Source organism: Streptomyces sp. NBC_00448 (assembly GCF_036014115.1).
Classification (GTDB): domain Bacteria; phylum Actinomycetota; class Actinomycetes; order Streptomycetales; family Streptomycetaceae; genus Actinacidiphila.
Window position 1 is genome coordinate 6233579 of sequence record NZ_CP107913.1, and the last position, 15831, is coordinate 6249409.

The following is a 15831-nucleotide window of genomic DNA, read 5'->3' on the forward strand; positions in this document are numbered from 1 at the left end:
GAGGGAATTTCGACCCCCCCCACGCGCCCCGTCGGGACGCGCCCTACTCCGTGCGGAGCCCGTCCGCCCGCATCAGCCGCCACAGCGGCGGCATGCTGAGCAGCGTCACCGCGAAGATGACCCCCGCCCCGACCCCGGTCATCGTGGCGACACTGACCCAGTCGGTGTGGAAGGGCCGCTCCACCATCGCGAGCAGCGCCGCGCCGAACCCGATGCCGGCCGCGACGGCGAGCACCAGCCCGAGCACCACCGGCACCGCCGCCTGCCACAGCACCGACCACGCCAGCACCGAGCGCCGGGTGCCGAACGCGACCAGCACCGCGAGCAGTTTCTTGCGCTCGCGCAGTTGCTCCAGCATCGTCACCAGCAACCCCGCGCCTATCAGCCCCATGGTGAAGACCGCCCCGGCGAGCAGACCGCGGTGGATCTGCGTGAAGCCGGCCTTCGTCCGCGTGTCATACAGGGTGAAGATGGACATGTCGACACCGAGGTGGGCCACGGCGTTGCGCGCCCGTTCGATCGCGTCGGGCTGGTCCGGGTCGAGCACGACCGCCAGCTGCCCGACCAGGTACTTCAGCGACGAGCTGTCGATCGCCTCCGGGGTGGCGAGCACGCCCCACACGTGCGCGCCCGTGGCGTCCGCGCGTGAGCGCACGCTGACCGCGGTGGCCGGGATCTGCCACAGCCGGGGCTTGCCGCTGTAGGCGTTGCCGTCCGGTGTGTTGAGGTCGAGCTTCCCCCCGGGCTTGGCGTACTTCTGGTAGTCGCTGTCGGTGCCGTCGTCCGGCGGCACCAGGAACACGCTGCCCGGCCGGCAGGTGGTGATCCGCGCCATCTGCCGGAGCGCGGTGCAGTCGCCGACGTTGATCGCCAGGCCGGGGTACTGCGTCTCGTCGTTCCTGGGGAGTTTGCTCGCGTCCGGCCCGGTGGCGTCGCCGTGCACGTAGCCGTAGACCTGCCTGACGCCCTGCGCGGCGGCGATGGACTTCGCGTCCGCGTCGAGCTGCGCGCCGCTCGCGACCATGCCGTTGACGACGGCCTGGGCGCGGTTGGTGTCGGCGCCGGTGGACCGGACGTAGTCGCCGCTGACGCCGTTGAAGAGCATCTGGAGCGCGATCGCGCCGGCGACCGCGATGGTCACCCCGCTCACCATCCGGGCGGACGCGCTGCTGCTGAGCTGGAGCCTGCGGGTGGCCAGCTGCCAGGCGATCGGCCCGCCGCGCAGCCGCCCCACGACGGCCTCCACCAGCCACGGCAGCACCGCGGTCACCCCGAAGAGCAGCAGGACGGCGCCGGTCGCGACCTGGTACTCGTTGATCCCCGAGCCACCATGGACCTTGCCGAACAGCGGTACCAGCAGGGCCAGTCCGACCGCGGGCAGCAGCAGCCGCCACCACAGCCGGCGGCGCCGGCCGACGGCGTGCCGTACGACGCCCAGCGGCTCTATCGTGGTGCCGCGCAGGCTGGCCAGGGTCACCGCGATCGACGCGATCGGCACGGCGAGCACGATCAGTACGGTCAGCGCCGGGTTCGGCGTCAGGTCCGAGGAGAACGCGGAGATCGACATGACGCTGACCTTCGAGGCGAGCTGTCTGCCGATCAGGAACAGCGCCCCGCCGAAGAGCAGCCCGAACAGCGCCCCGAACACCGCCTCGCCGGCCGCGATCCGGTGGGTCATCCGGATGTCCGCGCCGACCAGCCGCAGCGCGGCCAGCCGCCGGTCCCGGCGCTCACCGCCGAGGCGTACCGCGGTGCCGATGAACACCGCGACCGGCAGCAGCAGCACCACCAGGACGATGACCAGCAGCAGTTCGAGCGTCGGGCCGAGCGGCTCCGACTGGCCGGCGGGGCCGAAGCCGGTGATCCGGTCGGCGTTGCCGACCAGGTAGCGGGAGTCGTGGGGGACCAACTGGTTGCTGCCGGCGTAGTAGTACAACTCCGCCGGGCCGGTGACCCCGGCCTTCCCGATGGTGCCGGTGATCGTGTACGGCAGGCGCTCGCGCAGCAGCGGCGTGGACGCCAGCAGCTTCTTCAGCGCGGGCGACACCACCATCTGCCCGTTGCCGGGCCAGCGGGTCAGGCCGGGCGGCAGTTGCGCCTCCGCGCCCTCCGGGTGCACCAGGGCCCCGCCGATGTCGTGGTCGCGGTAGGTCGTCTGGGCGTCCGCCCGCAGCAGGCTGTCGGTGGTGGGATGGGCGATGTAGGTGGCGCTGGCGGGCTGGCGGGCGTTCTCCTTCTCACTGCGGGTCTGCATCATCGCCGGCACCGCCGCGGTCAGCAGCAGCAGCGCCACCCCGAGCCCCACCCCGACCGCGGTGAGCATGGTGCGGGTCCACCCCTCGCGCCCGCCGCTGATCGCGAAGCGCGCGCCGAGCGCGAGGTCGCGCAGCCATGTGCGCAGGTCGGCGGAGTGCTCGGCCGGCCCGGGCGGGCGCCCATCGTGTCCTGGGTGTCCTGGGCGGCGCGGACCGCCGCCGGTCGCGTCGAAGCCGGCGAACGGCTCGAACCGCGCGCTTCCGTGCTGGGTACTCATGACACCCGTTCCATGTCGCGCGACTTCCCGTCCCGCACGACGATCTCCCGGTCGGAGTACGCGGCCACCCGGGGTTCGTGGGTGACCAGGACGACGGCCGCGCCGGTGTCGTGGGCGGCGTCGGTGAGCAGCCGCATCACGCGCTCGCCGTTGAGCGAGTCCAGTGCGCCGGTCGGCTCGTCGGCGAAGACCACCCGGGGGTCGTCGACCAGGGCGCGGGCGACCGCGACCCGCTGGCCCTGCCCGCCGGAGACCTCGCCGGGCCGCTTGCCGGAGACGTCGGAGACCTCCAGCCGCTCCAGCCACTGAGCCGCCTTCTCCTCCGCGACGCGGCGCTTGACGCCGCCCAGCCGCATCGGCATCGCCACGTTCTCCAGGCAGGTCAACTCGGGGACGAGCTGGCCGAACTGGAAGACGAAGCCGAAGTCGGTGCGGCGCAGCGCGCTGCGCTCCCCGTCGGACATCGCCGACAGCTCCTGCCCGCGGTAGCGGACCTCGCCGGAGTCGGGCCGCACGATGCCGGCCAGGCAGTGCAGCAGCGTCGACTTGCCGGACCCGGAGGGGCCCATCACCGCGACGACCTCGCCGGCGCGGATGGTCAGGTCCGCCCCGTCGAGGGCGGCGGTGGGTCCGTACGCCTTGCGTATCGCGATCGCCCGCAGCAGCGGTTCGGTCGAGGCGTCCTGGTCATCGGTGCCCGGACGGTTGTCGGCTTCTCCAGCGCTCACTTGGCCACCTCCGCGGCGAGTTGGTCCAGTCGGGCCGCGGTCAGTTCCAGCCACCGCAGGTCGGCTTCCAGGTGGAACAGGGCGTGGTCGCAGATGAGCTGGTCGGCGAGGTCGCCGTCCTTCTTGCGACGGGTCAGCTCGCGCATCAGCCGCAGGTGTTCGGCGCGCTGGGTGTCCAGCAGGTCCACGGCGGACCTGCCGGTCAGCAGGGCCAGGACGACCTTGGTGTAGAGGGTCGTCTGGAGGTAGGGCTCGGGCTTCTCCGGCTGGGCGAGCCAGCCGGCCACGTCGGTGATCCCGGCGTCGGTGATGGCGTACCGCTTGCGTTCCGGGCCACCGCCGGGCTCTATGCCGTCCACCTCGACCAGGCCGTTCTTCAGCAGCCTGGCCATCGTCGAGTAGACCTGGCCGTAGGCGAGCGGCCGATCGTGTCCGAAGCGTTCGTCGAAGGCGCGCTTGAGGTCGTAACCGTGGCGCGGCCCGGACTCCAGGAGTCCGAGCAGGGTCTGGCCGATTGACATGCCGAGCAGACTACACCATGGGTATACATCACGTGTATACCCACTGTGCATAACTCGTCGACTCGGCTGTTCCCGCAGGTCGGGGCGGTTCTATGGCCTCAACGGGGCTCGGGTGGCGGCTCCTTCGCCGGGCGCCCGCGGCGCGGGATCGGCCGGACGGCCGTCGGCATCCGGCCCGCCTCGGTCAGTGCCCGCCGGAGCAGGTACTCGATCTGCGCGTTGGTGCTGCGCAACTCGCCCGCCGCCCACGCGGCGAGCGCGTCGTGGACGGCCGGGTCGAGCCTGAGCAGCACCTGCTTGCGGGATGGGCGGCTGGGTTCGGTCACTGGCTGCGGTCCGCCTTACTGGTAGAGCGTGCCGGTGTTCAGCACCGGCTGGGCCGCCCGCTCGCCGCAGAGTACGACCAGCAGGTTGCTGACCATGGACGCCTTCCGCTCCTCGTCCAGGATCACGATGTCCTGCTCGGCGATCCGCGACAGCGCCGACTCGACCATGCCCACCGCGCCGTCCACGATGGTCTGCCGGGCCGCCACGATCGCCCCCGCCTGCTGCCGCTGCAGCATCGCCGAGGCGATCTCGGCGGCGTAGGCGAGGTGCGTGAACCGCGACTCGATGATCCGCACTCCCGCCGACGCCACCCGTGCGGCGATCTCCGTGGAGAGCCGCTCGGTGATCTCCTCGCTGTTCTCGCGCAGCGACAGCCCGTCGGTGTCGTGGCTGTCGTACGGGTAGCGCGTCGCGATGTGCCGTACCGCGGTGTCGGTCTGGATCGACACGAACCGCACGAAGTCGTCGACCTCGAAGACCGCCTGCGCGGTGTCCTTGACCTGCCACACCACGACCGCGGCCAGCTCGATCGGGTTGCCATACGCGTCGTTGACCTTCAGGACGGCCGTCTCCTGGTTGCGCAGCCGCGTGGAGACCCGGCGCCGGCTGGTGAACGGGTTCACCCAGCGCAGGCCGTCCTGCCGGATCGTCCCCTGGTAGCGCCCGAACAGCTGGCACACCCGCGCCTGCCCCGGCGCGACCTGGGTCAGCCCGAAGAGCAGCACGAAGGCCACCACGGCCACCACGATGCCGACCGTCACCAGCGCGACCGCCGTACCGCCGCCCGTCCTGGCGCCGACCACCGTCAGCGCCACCCCGCCCGCTATCACCAGCAGCGCGATCAGCAGGAACGGCAGCCCCGGCATCCCCGCCGCCCGACGCTCGGACACTCTCGGCGCCGGCATCTCCGGGACGTCGCTCTGCTCGGCCGGAGCCGTCTCCTGTGGTTGCTCGGTCATGAGATCCACCCCGTTCTTGTGATTCCCTGCACTTATCTAAGTGATATCATAAAAACGCGAGGCGGTCACGGTTAAGGCATGGCCGGGGCCGGCACGCGATGCAGCCCCGGAGCACGGGGGGGACACGTGTTCCGGGGCTGCGCTCTTACGGTGGGTCCAGGCGAGAACGGACCGATCCTGGGCCGATCCTGACGGTCGGCGGTTTTTGGCGGTCAGCGGGTTTTGACGGCCTGGGCGATCCGGTCGCCGACGGTCTGGTCGATGCTGCGCCAGTAAGCGAAGGCGCGTTCCAGGACGGGCGCGCTGACCCCGTCGGACAGATGCCCGGCGACATTGCCGACCAGCCGGTCGCGCGCCGCGTCGTCCAGCACCTCGCGCACCAGCGTGCCCGGCTGCCCGAAGTCGTCGTCCTCGCTGTGCAGCGTGTACGCCTCCCGCACCATCTCACCGGCCGACTGCCACCCGGCGATGTCCCCGTACGCCTGCGCGGACGCGGCCGGCCCGCCGTAGGAGTTCGGCGCGTACGGTGCCCCGGTCCTGGCCGGCTCGAACCGCATCGGGCCGTCCTTGGCGTAGGAGTGCACCGGCACGTGCGGGCGGTTCGGCGGGAGCTGCTGGTAGTTCGGGCCGATCCGGTAGCGGTGCGTGTCCGGGTAGGAGAACAGCCGCCCGAGCAGCATCTTGTCGGGGGAGGGGCCGATCCCCGGCACCATGCTCGACGGTTCGAACGCCGCCTGCTCGATGTGGATGAAGTAGTCCTCCGGGTTGGTGTCCAGCGTCATCCGGCCGACCTCGATCAGCGGGTAGTCGCCGTGCGGCCACACCTTCGTCAGGTCGAACGGATTGAACCGGTAGTCCGCCGCGTCCTCGAACGGCATGACCTGCACCCGCAGCGTCCACGACGGGTGCTCGCCCCGCTCGATCGACTCGTACAGGTCCTGCCGGTGGAAGTCCGCGTTCTGCCCGGCCATCGCGTCCGCGTCGGACTGGGTGAGGAAGTCGATGCCCTGGTCGGTCTTGAAGTGGTACTTCACCCAGAACTTCTGGCCGGCGCCGTTGATCCACATGTAGGTGTGCGACCCGTAGCCGTTCATGTTCCGGTAGGTCTTCGGGATGCCGCGGTCACCCATCAGCCAGGTCACCTGGTGCGCGGACTCCGGGGAGAGCGTCCAGAAGTCCCACTGCATGTCGTTGTCGCGCAGGCCGTTGTCGGGGCGGCGCTTCTGGCTGCGGATGAAGTCCTGGAACTTGATCGTGTCGCGGACGAAGAACACCGGGGTGTTGTTGCCGACCAGGTCGTAGTTGCCGTGCTCGGTGTAGAACTTCAACGCGAAGCCGCGCGGGTCGCGCCAGGTGTCGGGGCTGCCCTGCTCACCGGCGACCGTCGAGAACCGGGCCAGCATCCGGGTGGAGCGGCCCGGCTGGAACAGGTCGGCCTTGGTGAACTGGCTGACGTCGTTGGTCACCTCGAACCGGCCGTACGCCCCGCTGCCCTTGGCGTGCACCACCCGCTCCGGGACCCGTTCCCGGTTGAACTGGGCCATCTTCTCGATCAGGTAGTGGTCCTGCAGCAGGATCGCGCCGTCGGGTCCGACGGTCAGCGAATGCTCGTCGCTCTCCACCGGGATGCCGGCGTTGTCGGTGGTGGGCGGGATGTTCGACGTGCTCATGGAGTGTCCTTCCGGGTCCTCCTGGGCCGATGCCGCATCAGGACACCGGTCATCGTCTCGCGGGCCGCTACCCACCCTCGCACCGAACATTCGTTGAGGCATGCCGACTCAAGGCACTCAGGCCACGCCGGTGACGGCACCCCCGCCAACTCGGTTGCGCCGGAATGCGGGCACTGAGCCCCCGGAGGTGAAGGGCCGGAAATCAGGGCAGCGGGAGCTCGAACCAGACGACCTTGCCGGCGCCCAGACGGGTGGCGCCCCAGCGCTGCGCCATGCGGTTGACGAGGTAGAGGCCGCGGCCGCCCTCCTCCTCGGGAGCGGCGTGCCGCATCCGGGGGAGCAGCGGGGCGTCGTCGCCGACCTCGCAGCGCAGCACGTCGGTGCGCAGCAGCCGCAGGGTGACCGGGCGTTCCGCGTACCGCACCGCGTTGGTGACGATCTCGCTGACCAGCAGCTCGGCGGCGTCGACCTGGTCGTCCAGGCCCCAGCGCATCAGCGCCTGGCGGACCAGCCGGCGGGCGCGTCCCGCGGTCTGGGCCTGCGGCTCCAGGAACCAGTACGCGACGTCGCTCGGCGCGATCCCGGCGAACCGGGCCGCGAGCAGCGCGATGTCGTCGTCGCGGTCACCGGGGCCCAGGATCTCCAGCACCTCGTCGCACAGCGGCTCCAGGGGCGGCGGGGAGACCACGGTGGCGGCGTCGTGCAGCCGCTCGCGGAGCAACTCGATACCGCCCCAGACGTCGCGGGTGCGGGACTCCACCAGGCCGTCGGTGTAGAGCAGCAGTGTGGCCCCGGCGGGCGCGGGCAGCTCCACGGCCTCGAACGGCACGCCGCCGACGCCGATCGGGGCGCCCGGAGGCACCCGCAGCACCTCGGCGAGGCCGTCGGCGTGCAGCAGTACGGGCGGCGGGTGACCGGCGTTGGCCACCACCAGGCGGTGCGCGATCGGGTCGTACACCGCGTAGACGCAGGTGGCCATCCGGTCCTGGCCGAGCCGCTGGGCCTGCTCGTCGAGGTGGTAGAGCACCTCCTGCGGGGCGAGGTCCAGCCCGGCGAGGGTCTGCACGGTGGTGCGCAGTTGGCCCATGATCGCCGCCGAGGTCATGGAGTGGCCCATCACGTCGCCGACCACCAGCGCGACCCGGCTGCCGGGCAGCGGGATCGCGTCGTACCAGTCGCCGCCGACCCGCGCGGACTCGGCGGCCGGCAGGTAGCGGCTGGCGAGCTGCACACCGGTCGGCTGCGGCAGCGAGTCCGGCAGCATCTCGCGCTGGAGGGCGTCGGCGATGTACGCCTCGCGGCCGTAGAGCACCGCCTTGTCGACGCCGAGCGCGGTGTGCGTGGCGAGTTGGGCGGCGACCAGCAGGTCGTCGGACTCGAACGGCGGCCGGTCCGCGCGGCGCAGCAGCACCGCGGCGCCGATCACCCGGCGGCGGCCGCGCAGCGGGGCCAGCAGCGCGCGGCGGCCGACCGGCAACGGGCCCGGGGGGTTGCCGAGGAGTTCGGCGAGGGCGTCCGCGGCCCGCGGCGAGTCCGCGAAGACCGGGCGCACCCCGCGCAGCACCTCGGCGAGCGGACCGTCGAGCAGCACCCCGATGGTCTCGGGGGCGCCGCCGGACGGGGTCTCCAGCGCCGGCAGGTCGCCGACCGGCATGTCCGGGGTGTCGCCGGGCCCCTCCAGGCCGCCGTCGGCCCGGCGCAGCCGCAGCCGCAGCGGACCCGAGGGGCGCTCGTCGCCGACCGGGAGCGGCTCGCGCAGGTAGACCAGAATCGCGTCGGCGAACGCGGGCACCGCCGAGCGGCACAGCCCGAGCAGGATCTCGTCCAGGTCGAGGCCGCGGGCGATCCGCCGGGTGGCCGCGCCGACGTACCGCAGCCGGTCCGCCTCGGGGCCGGTCTGCACCGGCATCGGGATGCGCATGCCCACCGAGTCCTCGTCCGCGGTGTGCCCGGCCGCGGTGTGGCCGGCCGCGTCCAGCGGCGTGCCCCGCGGCGGTGTGCTCACAAACGAGCTCAACGCCTCGCTCCCCTCCGTCACTGCCGGCACCCATCCCGTGTCGTGTGCCGGGGCGGGGGACTGCGCGGGCCCCTCGGGCTGGGCCCCGCCGCGCGCCTCGCCCGGCGCCGTTTCCGCGCGGTGCTGCCCGGCCGCCGGGGCACCATCGCTCCGCCGTGCACTGTACGCCCCGGGCCGGGTGGGTGCGGCGGGCTCGGTGGTCTGCTCGTCGTGCGCGCGGGCGGCGGGCGGGTGCCCCGCGTGGTCGTGGTCGTGCGCCTCGGACCCGGCGCCGCTCGGCGTCGTGGTGGTGTCGTCCTGGGCCGGCGGTGCCGATTCGCGCACGCCGAAGCTGCCGCGCGGGTCCTGCGGGGACGGCACGGTGTGCGGCCGGGGTGGGCGGGGCGGGTCCGTGGTCACGCGAGTAGGTCCATCCGTCGGTGCTCCGCCGCGGCCAGCGCGAGGCGGGGCTCGGGCCTGGTCTGGGTCAGGCGCGTCGGCAGTAGAGGAAGATCTGCTCCTCCGGCGGCACGTCGGTGCTCGCCGGCGCGTACGTGTACGACATCTCCTTGATCACCTCGAAGCCCGAGTCCACCACGATCTCGCGCAGCTCGTCCTTCAGATACCCCGAAACCCGCACGGTGTGCCCGAGGAAAGGGATCGGTACGTCGTCCACGTCCGCCTCGACCATGCCGAGCGCCAGCAGACCGCCGGGCTCCAGCAGTTCGCGGACGGCGGTCAGCGTGGCCGGGATCTCGGCCCTGGGCAGCATCAGCAGGGTGAAGAACGCCGCGATCGCGGAGAAGCCGCCGGCGGTCAGCGGCCCGCCGTCGACCAGGTCCGCCACGTCCGCCTGCACGAACTCCGCCTCGGGGACGTTCGACCGGGCTCTGGCCAGCATGCCGGCGGACAGATCCACTCCCGTCACCCGCATGCCGGCCTCGACGAACTGCCGGGCGGTCGGCAGGCCGGTGCCGCACCCGAGGTCGAGCACCCGGGCGGCGGGCGGCAGTTCGGCGATGAGCCAGCTGCCCGCGGTGATCTGGCCGTCCTTGTGCGGGAACGCCTCGTCGTACCGGTCGCCGATGGCGTCGAACGCCTCGGCCTGGCCGGTACGGTCCCGCCCCGACGCCGCCGCGGGGTTGTCGGACGGCGTGCCAACGGGCTCGTAACCGTCGGTATCCACTGCTCAGGGCCTCCCTGGCTGCTGTGACTGTTGTGACGGACGGGGCTGGGATGGGACCGGGGTGAAGCGGTGACGGGAAGGGTGGGTCCGGTGGGGCGTTGTTTGGCATATGCACAGGAGCGGCACTCGTTTGTACCCCCGTGACGTGGCGTCAAACTCTAGGTGTTCTGTCCACGGAGGTTGGTGACAGTGATCACGGTGGGGTGATCTTGAACGAGTAAGGGCCTTCCGGGTTCGGTGTGGATTGCGACATCGACATCGAACGATCAGAAGGCCCTCATGCCCCACCGTAATGCACCTCTGACCGAGACCGGCCGTCTGCGGCTGGCCCGCTGCATCGTTGACGACCGGTGGACCCTGCGCCGGGCCGCCGAACGCTTCCAGGTCTCGCCCACCACGGCTCAGCGGTGGGCGGCCCGCTACCGGGAGCTGGGCGAGGCCGGGATGGTCGACCGCTCCTCGCGCCCGCACTCCAGCCCGCGCCGGACACCGACCCGTACCGAGCGGCGGATCATCAAGGTCCGTGTCCTGCGCCGGTGGGGACCGGCCCGTATCGCCTACCTTCTCGGGCTGAACCCGGCGACCGTGCACCGTGTCCTGACCCGCTACCGGCTGGCCCGTCTGGCCCACCTGGACCGTGCCACCGGCCGGGTGATCCGCCGCTACGAACACGCCGCCCCCGGCGACCTCGTCCACGTCGACATCAAGAAACTCGGCAACATCCCCGACGGCGGCGGCCACAAGGTCCTCGGCCGGCAAGCAGGCCGCAAGAACCGCACCAAGGCGGGCATGAGCTTCCTGCACAACGCCATCGACGACCACTCCCGCCTGGCCTACAGCGAAATCCTGGCCGACGAGAAGAAAGAGACCGCCGTCGGGTTCTGGCAGCGCGCCCACGCCTTCTTCGCCGCCGCCGGTATCACCGTCCAGCGGGTCCTGACCGACAACGGCTCCTGCTACAAGTCACATCTGTGGCGCAACTCCCTTGCCGAGCAAGGTATTTCACACAAACGCACCCGGCCCTACCGGCCCCAGACCAACGGCAAGGTCGAACGGTTCAACCGCACCCTGCTGGACGAATGGGCCTACGCGAAGCCCTACCGCACCGACGCCGAACGACGCGCCGCCTATCAGCAGTGGCTCCACACCTACAATCACCACCGCGGACACACCGCACTCAAAGGCCAACCACCCGCCAGCCGCGTCCCCAACCTAACGGGTCAGTACATCTAGGCCGTGCTGGGCAATTGCGCAGGCTTCCGGTGGACGATCCTACGGTCGACGGCCCGGGGCGCGCCAAGGGGATCATGACCGGCGCCCGGACCTGCGCGCGCGCCCCCCGTCTTCGCTGGTCCCGCGCTCCCCTGCTCCCGGGCTCACACCGCGGGGCGGTCCCAGTCGGACGGCAACTCGGGCACCGGCCACGACGGGTCGGGCCGCCAGTCCTGCCAGCGGTCACGGAAGGGCGGGTCCCAGGCCCTGATCGCGCGCACCGCCTCCCGGCCGGCCTGCCGGACCCGGGCGGCCAGCTCGGCCGGCATCAGCCCGTCGGCCTGCGCCTGCGCGAACTCGTCCTCGTCCCGCCAGTACCAGTTACGGTCCGGGTGGACCGAGATGTCGAGGAAGTGGTCTTGCGAGTCCACCCCCGCGGACCACCGGTTGAGCGGCTCCTCCAGATTCACGTACCAGCTTCTGAACTGCCAGTCCTGCTCCCAGAACAGCCACACCGACCAGGGCTGACCCGGCCGGGCCAGCTTCAGCACCCCCGAGCCGAACCACTCCTCCGCCACCCGGGTGCGGGGCTTGGTGTACCGGGTGGCCAGCGGCTCCTGGTACAGCGGAGTGCCGTCGGCGAGCACCGGCTTGATGCAGCGGGTGCCCGCCGCCAGCCACACCACGAGCAGGTCCGGCTCGTCGCGCACCACCGTCACCGGGCGGCAGATGTGCACCTCGTCCGTGCCATTGCCGCGGTAGCGCCACAGCACATGGTCACCAGGGGCCCAGCGGCCCGGCCGCGGCGCGTTCGATCCGTCCGGTTGCGTGGTGTCGAGGTCGGCTGTCATGAACAGAGTTTACGGAAGGCGTGCTACGGGTGGGTCATTCGCAGCACGTCCAGCGCCTCGTCGAGCTGCGCCTCGGAGAGCTCGCCGCGCTCCACGTACCCCTCCTCGATCACCACCTGCCGGATCGTCTTCCGCTCAGCCAGCGACTTCTTCGCCACCTTCGCGGCTTCCTCGTAGCCGATGTAGCGGTTCAGCGGGGTGACCACGGACGGCGAGGACTCGGCGTACTCCCGGGCCCGCTCCGGGTGCGCCGTGATGCCGTCGATCGTGCGGTCCGCGAGCAGCCGCGAGACGTTCGCCAGCAGCCGTACCGACTCCAGGACGTTGCGGGCGATCACCGGGAGCATCACGTTCAGCTCGAAGTTGCCCGCGGCGCCCGCGACGGTGATCGCCGTGTCGTTGCCGATCACCTGCGCTGCCACCATCAGCACCGCCTCCGGGACCACCGGGTTGACCTTGCCCGGCATGATCGACGAGCCCGGCTGGAGGTCGGGCAGGCTGATCTCGGACAGCCCGGTGCGCGGGCCCGAGGCCATCCACCGCAGGTCGTTGGCGATCTTCGTCAGCCCCACGGCGATCGTCCGCAACTGGCCGGACGCCTCCACGATGCCGTCCCGGGCGCCCTGGGCCTCGAAGTGGTCGCGCGCCTCGGTCAGCGGGAGGCCGGTCGCCCGGGCGACCTCCGCGATCACCGCGGCCGGGAACCCGGGCGGCGTGTTGATCCCCGTCCCCACCGCGGTGCCGCCCAGTGGCAGCTCCGCCAGGCGCGGCAGTGAGGCCTCCAGCCGCTCGACGCCGTACCGCACCTGCGCGGCGTACCCGCCGAACTCCTGCCCCAGCGTTACCGGCGTGGCATCCATCAGGTGGGTGCGGCCCGCCTTCACCACGCCCGCGAACTCCGCCGACTTCGCCTCCAGGGACTCCGCCAACCGGGTCAGCGCCGGCACCAGGTCTCCGGTCACCGCCGCGGTCGCCGCGATGTGGATCGAGGACGGGAACACGTCATTGGACGACTGGGAGGCGTTCACATGGTCGTTCGGGTGCACCTTGCGGCCCAGCCGCTCGGTGGCCAGCGCGGCGATCACCTCGTTCGTGTTCATGTTGGACGACGTGCCCGAGCCGGTCTGGAACACGTCGATCGGGAACTCCGCGTCCCATGTCCCCGCGGCGACCTCGTCCGCCGCCGAGGCGATGGCCGCCGCCATGTCGGCGTCGATCACGCCCAGCTCGGCGTTCACCTTCGCCGCCGCGGCCTTGATCCGGGCCAGTGCCTGGATGTGCGCGCGGCTGATCCGCTGCCCTGAGATCGGGAAGTTCTGCACGGCGCGCTGGGTCTGCGCGCCCCACTTCGCCGCCGCGGGAACCCGCACCTCGCCCATCGAGTCGTGCTCGACCCGGAAGTCGTCCATACCGTCGTCCATACCTCCTACAGTGCCTCGCTCCCTCCCTTTGTTCCCCCGGACGCGCCCGCGCGCGGCCAAGCCCGGCAGCGGTCTCCGGGTGCCTTCAGCGTGCCGCCGTCCTCCCGCTGTCGTGCCTCCGTCGGCCCTCCGTCGTGCAATGGATCACCCCGCTCTCTGGCGTGCATGTGCATTCCGCCCCGCTCCCGCAGTCGCCGGGGGTGCGCTGCGCGAACGGGCGGAGCTCAGTCCTCCCAGTCGAGTTGGGATTCCGGTATGCCGATGCCGCGGCCGTAGGCGGCGACCTCGGCGCGCCCCGCCGGGTCGCCGCGCGGGTAGCGGAACACGCGGTCGGCGAAGACCACGAACGCGTCGGCCGCGGTGTTGTAGTTGACGTACCAACCCCCGCTCGGCGCGAGGCAGTCGGCCAGCGCCGCGGCCAGCCGCTCCGCTTCCGCTTCCGGGGCTCGGAAGTCCAGCAGCGTCCACTGGGCCGGCTGCCCCTCGGCCGCACCGGTCACCGCGATCCGCCGCACCGTCGACACCTGCAAGGGCACGCCGTCGAGCGCCGACCCGACCCGGAGGCTCTCCCCGATCAGGACCCCACGCAGCATCTCGCCGGCCTCACCCTGCTGACCGTTCATCCGCCCACGCACCTCCAACACCATCGATCTCTCCGACGCGTTCGCCCGCTTACCTCCACATTTCCGAGCGTATGTGCGAACCGGTGCGCCAGGGAAGGGGAACCGTGCATGATTCGCTCGTTTGAGCGAATATGCGAAACGTGCAACCACCCACCCCGGGCTCCTCGCCCGCCCTCGAAGCCCAACTCACCGCCTTCCTGCGGCGGTACGAGCAGGCCAACAACAGCCACCGGATCGGCCGGGTGCTGCCGATGATCGCGGAGGACGCCGTCTACTGGTTCACCGACGGCTCCTACCGCGGCGAGCGCGAGATCGCGGTCGCGGTCCAGCGGACCTTCGACGCCATCCAGGACGAGAGCTACGAGATCAGCGACCTCGAATGGCTTGTCCTCACCCCGGAGCACGCCGTGTGCCGCTATCGCTTCCGCTGGACCGGGCTCGTCGACGGGCAGCCCCGATCCGGACAGGGCCGAGGCACGAACGTGGTCGTCAAACGGCACGGCGAGTGGAAGATGCAGCACGAGCACCTCAGCACCTGACGACGGGCGGCCGCCTTGCGGACGCGGCTGCCCACCCTCCCGGGCCCGAGCCCGGCTTTGCGGCTCAGGCGGTGGGAAGTTCGCCGGTGCGTATCGCGGTGATGAAGGCGGTCCAGGCGGAGGGGGTGAAGGCGAGGGCGGGCCCGTCAGGGTTTTTGGAGTCGCGCACCGGCACGGTGTCGTGGGCGGCGATGTGGGAGGGCGCCCACTCGACGCAGTTGCCGCCCTCGCCGCCGCTGTAACTGCTCTTGATCCAGGCGGTGCTGGTGGTGTCGGCGGTGTGGCTCATCTGGTGTGCTCCTCCGCGATGCTTCGGATGAGGGACAACGAGTCCTGCGGGGACGCGGCCGCGGCGCGGAGCCGGTCGTACGCTCCCCGGGCGCTCTCCACCGCTTCCACCGAGTCGTCCACGTGCCCCGCGTTGCGGGTCTCCGAGTACACCACCCGGGTCCCGTCCCATGACGACAGTAGGATAAAGGGCGCGGAAGATGTCGGGGCTCCCGCCGAGAACCGCAGGACCTGCACGGTGATGTTCGGGTTCGCCGCCCGCAGTGCAAGGTGCTCCAACTGCGCCGCCATCACGGCCCGTCCGCCGGCCTCGGTGCGCAGTACCGCCTCGTGCAGGATCACCCACAGCAGCGGTGGCCGCTTGCCCTCCATCACGGCATACCGCTGCCGTCTCGCCTCGACTCGCGTCTCGATCTGCCCGTCGTCCTCACGGGGGTTGGCCGCCCGGAAGGTCGCCTCCGCGTATTCCGGGGTCTGCAACATGCCCATCAGTAGAGTGCTGGAGTAGTCGCAGATCTCCTTCGCGCCCTGCTCCAACTTCACGTACGGCACGAACCAGCCCGGGTGGCCGCGCTCGGTGACCCGTTCCCGTAACCGCGTGAAGAAGCCCGACGTCTCGAAGATGCGGTCGCACGCCTTCACGAACTGCTCGGACGCGAGGAGCTGCCCGCTCTCCACCCGGGTCACGTGAGGCCGTTCGTATCCCGTCTGCTCGGCGAGCTGTTGCTGTGTCAATCCCAGATGCTCCCGGGCGTATCTGACCTCCCGGCCCAGATACGCCGCGCCGTCCTTCCGGCCCTGCTGCCAGCTGTCCCGCTCCTGAACATCCATCATCTCCGCACCCCCGAAAGGTCGATGGTTCCGAGCCGTTCGGAACCCCGCCACCCCTGGTCGGCCCGGCCTGCCCCGGCAAGGCTGTCCGGGGCGGGCCGACGTCCGACGGGCCGGCCGTCCGCTTGTCTCCGGATTCGACCTTA

15 protein-coding genes are annotated in these 15831 nt (G+C 71.4%); 2 read left to right on the forward strand and 13 right to left on the reverse strand.

Features of this window, described 5'->3' with window-relative positions:
• Positions 1–43: 43 nt before the first annotated feature.
• The 8 genes from OG370_RS26900 to OG370_RS26935 all read right to left on the reverse strand — a co-directional run bounded on the left by OG370_RS26900 (position 44) and on the right by OG370_RS26935 (position 9920).
• The gene (locus OG370_RS26900) at positions 44–2533 is read right to left on the reverse strand and encodes an ABC transporter permease (RefSeq protein WP_328468595.1); all 2490 of its coding nucleotides are present in this window, start codon (positions 2531–2533) and stop codon (positions 44–46) included.
• Entirely contained in the window at positions 2530–3198 is a 669-nt protein-coding gene (locus tag OG370_RS26905; RefSeq protein ID WP_328474440.1) for an ABC transporter ATP-binding protein, read from the reverse strand. Before OG370_RS26905 ends, OG370_RS26900 begins: the two co-directional genes overlap by 4 nt.
• 59 nt (positions 3199–3257) lie before the next feature.
• Positions 3258–3782, reverse strand: a complete 525-nt coding sequence (locus OG370_RS26910; protein ID WP_328468597.1) for a PadR family transcriptional regulator — start codon at positions 3780–3782, stop codon at positions 3258–3260.
• A 98-nt stretch (positions 3783–3880) separates the two neighbouring features.
• Positions 3881–4108 (reverse strand): toxin-antitoxin system HicB family antitoxin, encoded by a 228-nt coding sequence (locus tag OG370_RS26915; protein ID WP_328468599.1) that lies wholly within the window; start codon positions 4106–4108, stop codon positions 3881–3883.
• 15 nt (positions 4109–4123) lie between these two features.
• Positions 4124–5068: an SPFH domain-containing protein gene (locus OG370_RS26920; protein ID WP_328468601.1), complete on the reverse strand. Its 945-nt coding sequence runs from the start codon at positions 5066–5068 to the stop codon at positions 4124–4126.
• Positions 5069–5280: 212 nt separating this feature from the next.
• A complete protein-coding gene (locus tag OG370_RS26925) occupies positions 5281–6738 on the reverse strand; it encodes a catalase (RefSeq protein WP_328468603.1) in 1458 nt (485 codons plus the stop codon).
• A 202-nt stretch (positions 6739–6940) separates the two neighbouring features.
• The gene (locus OG370_RS26930) at positions 6941–9154 is read right to left on the reverse strand and encodes a SpoIIE family protein phosphatase (RefSeq protein WP_328468605.1); all 2214 of its coding nucleotides are present in this window, start codon (positions 9152–9154) and stop codon (positions 6941–6943) included.
• 67 nt (positions 9155–9221) lie between these two features.
• Positions 9222–9920, reverse strand: a complete 699-nt coding sequence (locus tag OG370_RS26935; RefSeq protein WP_443060750.1) for a class I SAM-dependent DNA methyltransferase — start codon at positions 9918–9920, stop codon at positions 9222–9224.
• A 279-nt stretch (positions 9921–10199) separates the two neighbouring features.
• Here OG370_RS26935 and OG370_RS26940 point away from each other — a divergent pair, with 279 nt between their 5' ends.
• Positions 10200–11153 (forward strand): IS481 family transposase, encoded by a 954-nt coding sequence (locus tag OG370_RS26940; protein ID WP_328468607.1) that lies wholly within the window; start codon positions 10200–10202, stop codon positions 11151–11153.
• A 143-nt stretch (positions 11154–11296) separates the two neighbouring features.
• Here the strand turns inward: OG370_RS26940 and fomD are convergent, their stop codons facing one another.
• From fomD to OG370_RS26955, 3 genes are all read right to left on the reverse strand, one after another.
• Positions 11297–11983: a cytidylyl-2-hydroxypropylphosphonate hydrolase gene (fomD, locus tag OG370_RS26945; RefSeq protein WP_328468609.1), complete on the reverse strand. Its 687-nt coding sequence runs from the start codon at positions 11981–11983 to the stop codon at positions 11297–11299.
• 23 nt (positions 11984–12006) lie between these two features.
• On the reverse strand, positions 12007–13392 hold the full coding sequence (locus OG370_RS26950; protein ID WP_328474444.1) for a class II fumarate hydratase: 1386 nt from the start codon (positions 13390–13392) through the stop codon (positions 12007–12009).
• A gap of 236 nt (positions 13393–13628) precedes the next feature.
• Complete coding sequence (locus tag OG370_RS26955; RefSeq protein ID WP_328468611.1) at positions 13629–14027, reverse strand: hypothetical protein; 399 nt, start codon at positions 14025–14027, stop codon at positions 13629–13631.
• Positions 14028–14167: 140 nt separating this feature from the next.
• Between OG370_RS26955 and OG370_RS26960 the strand changes: the two genes are divergently transcribed.
• Positions 14168–14566, forward strand: coding sequence for a YybH family protein (locus tag OG370_RS26960; RefSeq protein ID WP_328468613.1), 399 nt, complete (start codon positions 14168–14170; stop codon positions 14564–14566).
• A 64-nt stretch (positions 14567–14630) separates the two neighbouring features.
• On the opposite strand, the gene OG370_RS26965 is transcribed toward OG370_RS26960, so the two are convergent.
• Positions 14631–14855, reverse strand: coding sequence for a DUF397 domain-containing protein (locus OG370_RS26965; protein ID WP_328468615.1), 225 nt, complete (start codon positions 14853–14855; stop codon positions 14631–14633).
• A complete protein-coding gene (locus OG370_RS26970) occupies positions 14852–15688 on the reverse strand; it encodes a helix-turn-helix domain-containing protein (RefSeq protein WP_328468617.1) in 837 nt (278 codons plus the stop codon). Before OG370_RS26970 ends, OG370_RS26965 begins: the two co-directional genes overlap by 4 nt.
• Between the last annotated feature and the right edge of the window lie 143 nt (positions 15689–15831).

Excerpts from the sequence above, each read along its gene's own strand:
- OG370_RS26900 (WP_328468595.1), bottom strand. The coding sequence starts at position 2,533 with ATGAGTACCCAGCACGGAAGCGCGCGGTTCGAGCCGTTCGCCGGCTTC.
- OG370_RS26910 (WP_328468597.1), bottom strand. The coding sequence starts at position 3,782 with ATGTCAATCGGCCAGACCCTGCTCGGACTCCTGGAGTCCGGGCCGCGC.
- OG370_RS26920 (WP_328468601.1), bottom strand. The coding sequence starts at position 5,068 with ATGACCGAGCAACCACAGGAGACGGCTCCGGCCGAGCAGAGCGACGTC.
- OG370_RS26925 (WP_328468603.1), bottom strand. The coding sequence starts at position 6,738 with ATGAGCACGTCGAACATCCCGCCCACCACCGACAACGCCGGCATCCCG.
- OG370_RS26940 (WP_328468607.1), top strand. The coding sequence starts at position 10,200 with ATGCCCCACCGTAATGCACCTCTGACCGAGACCGGCCGTCTGCGGCTG.
- fomD (WP_328468609.1), bottom strand. The coding sequence starts at position 11,983 with ATGACAGCCGACCTCGACACCACGCAACCGGACGGATCGAACGCGCCG.
- OG370_RS26950 (WP_328474444.1), bottom strand. The coding sequence starts at position 13,392 with ATGGACGACTTCCGGGTCGAGCACGACTCGATGGGCGAGGTGCGGGTT.
- OG370_RS26955 (WP_328468611.1), bottom strand. The coding sequence starts at position 14,027 with ATGAACGGTCAGCAGGGTGAGGCCGGCGAGATGCTGCGTGGGGTCCTG.
- OG370_RS26965 (WP_328468615.1), bottom strand. The coding sequence starts at position 14,855 with ATGAGCCACACCGCCGACACCACCAGCACCGCCTGGATCAAGAGCAGT.
- OG370_RS26970 (WP_328468617.1), bottom strand. The coding sequence starts at position 15,688 with ATGATGGATGTTCAGGAGCGGGACAGCTGGCAGCAGGGCCGGAAGGAC.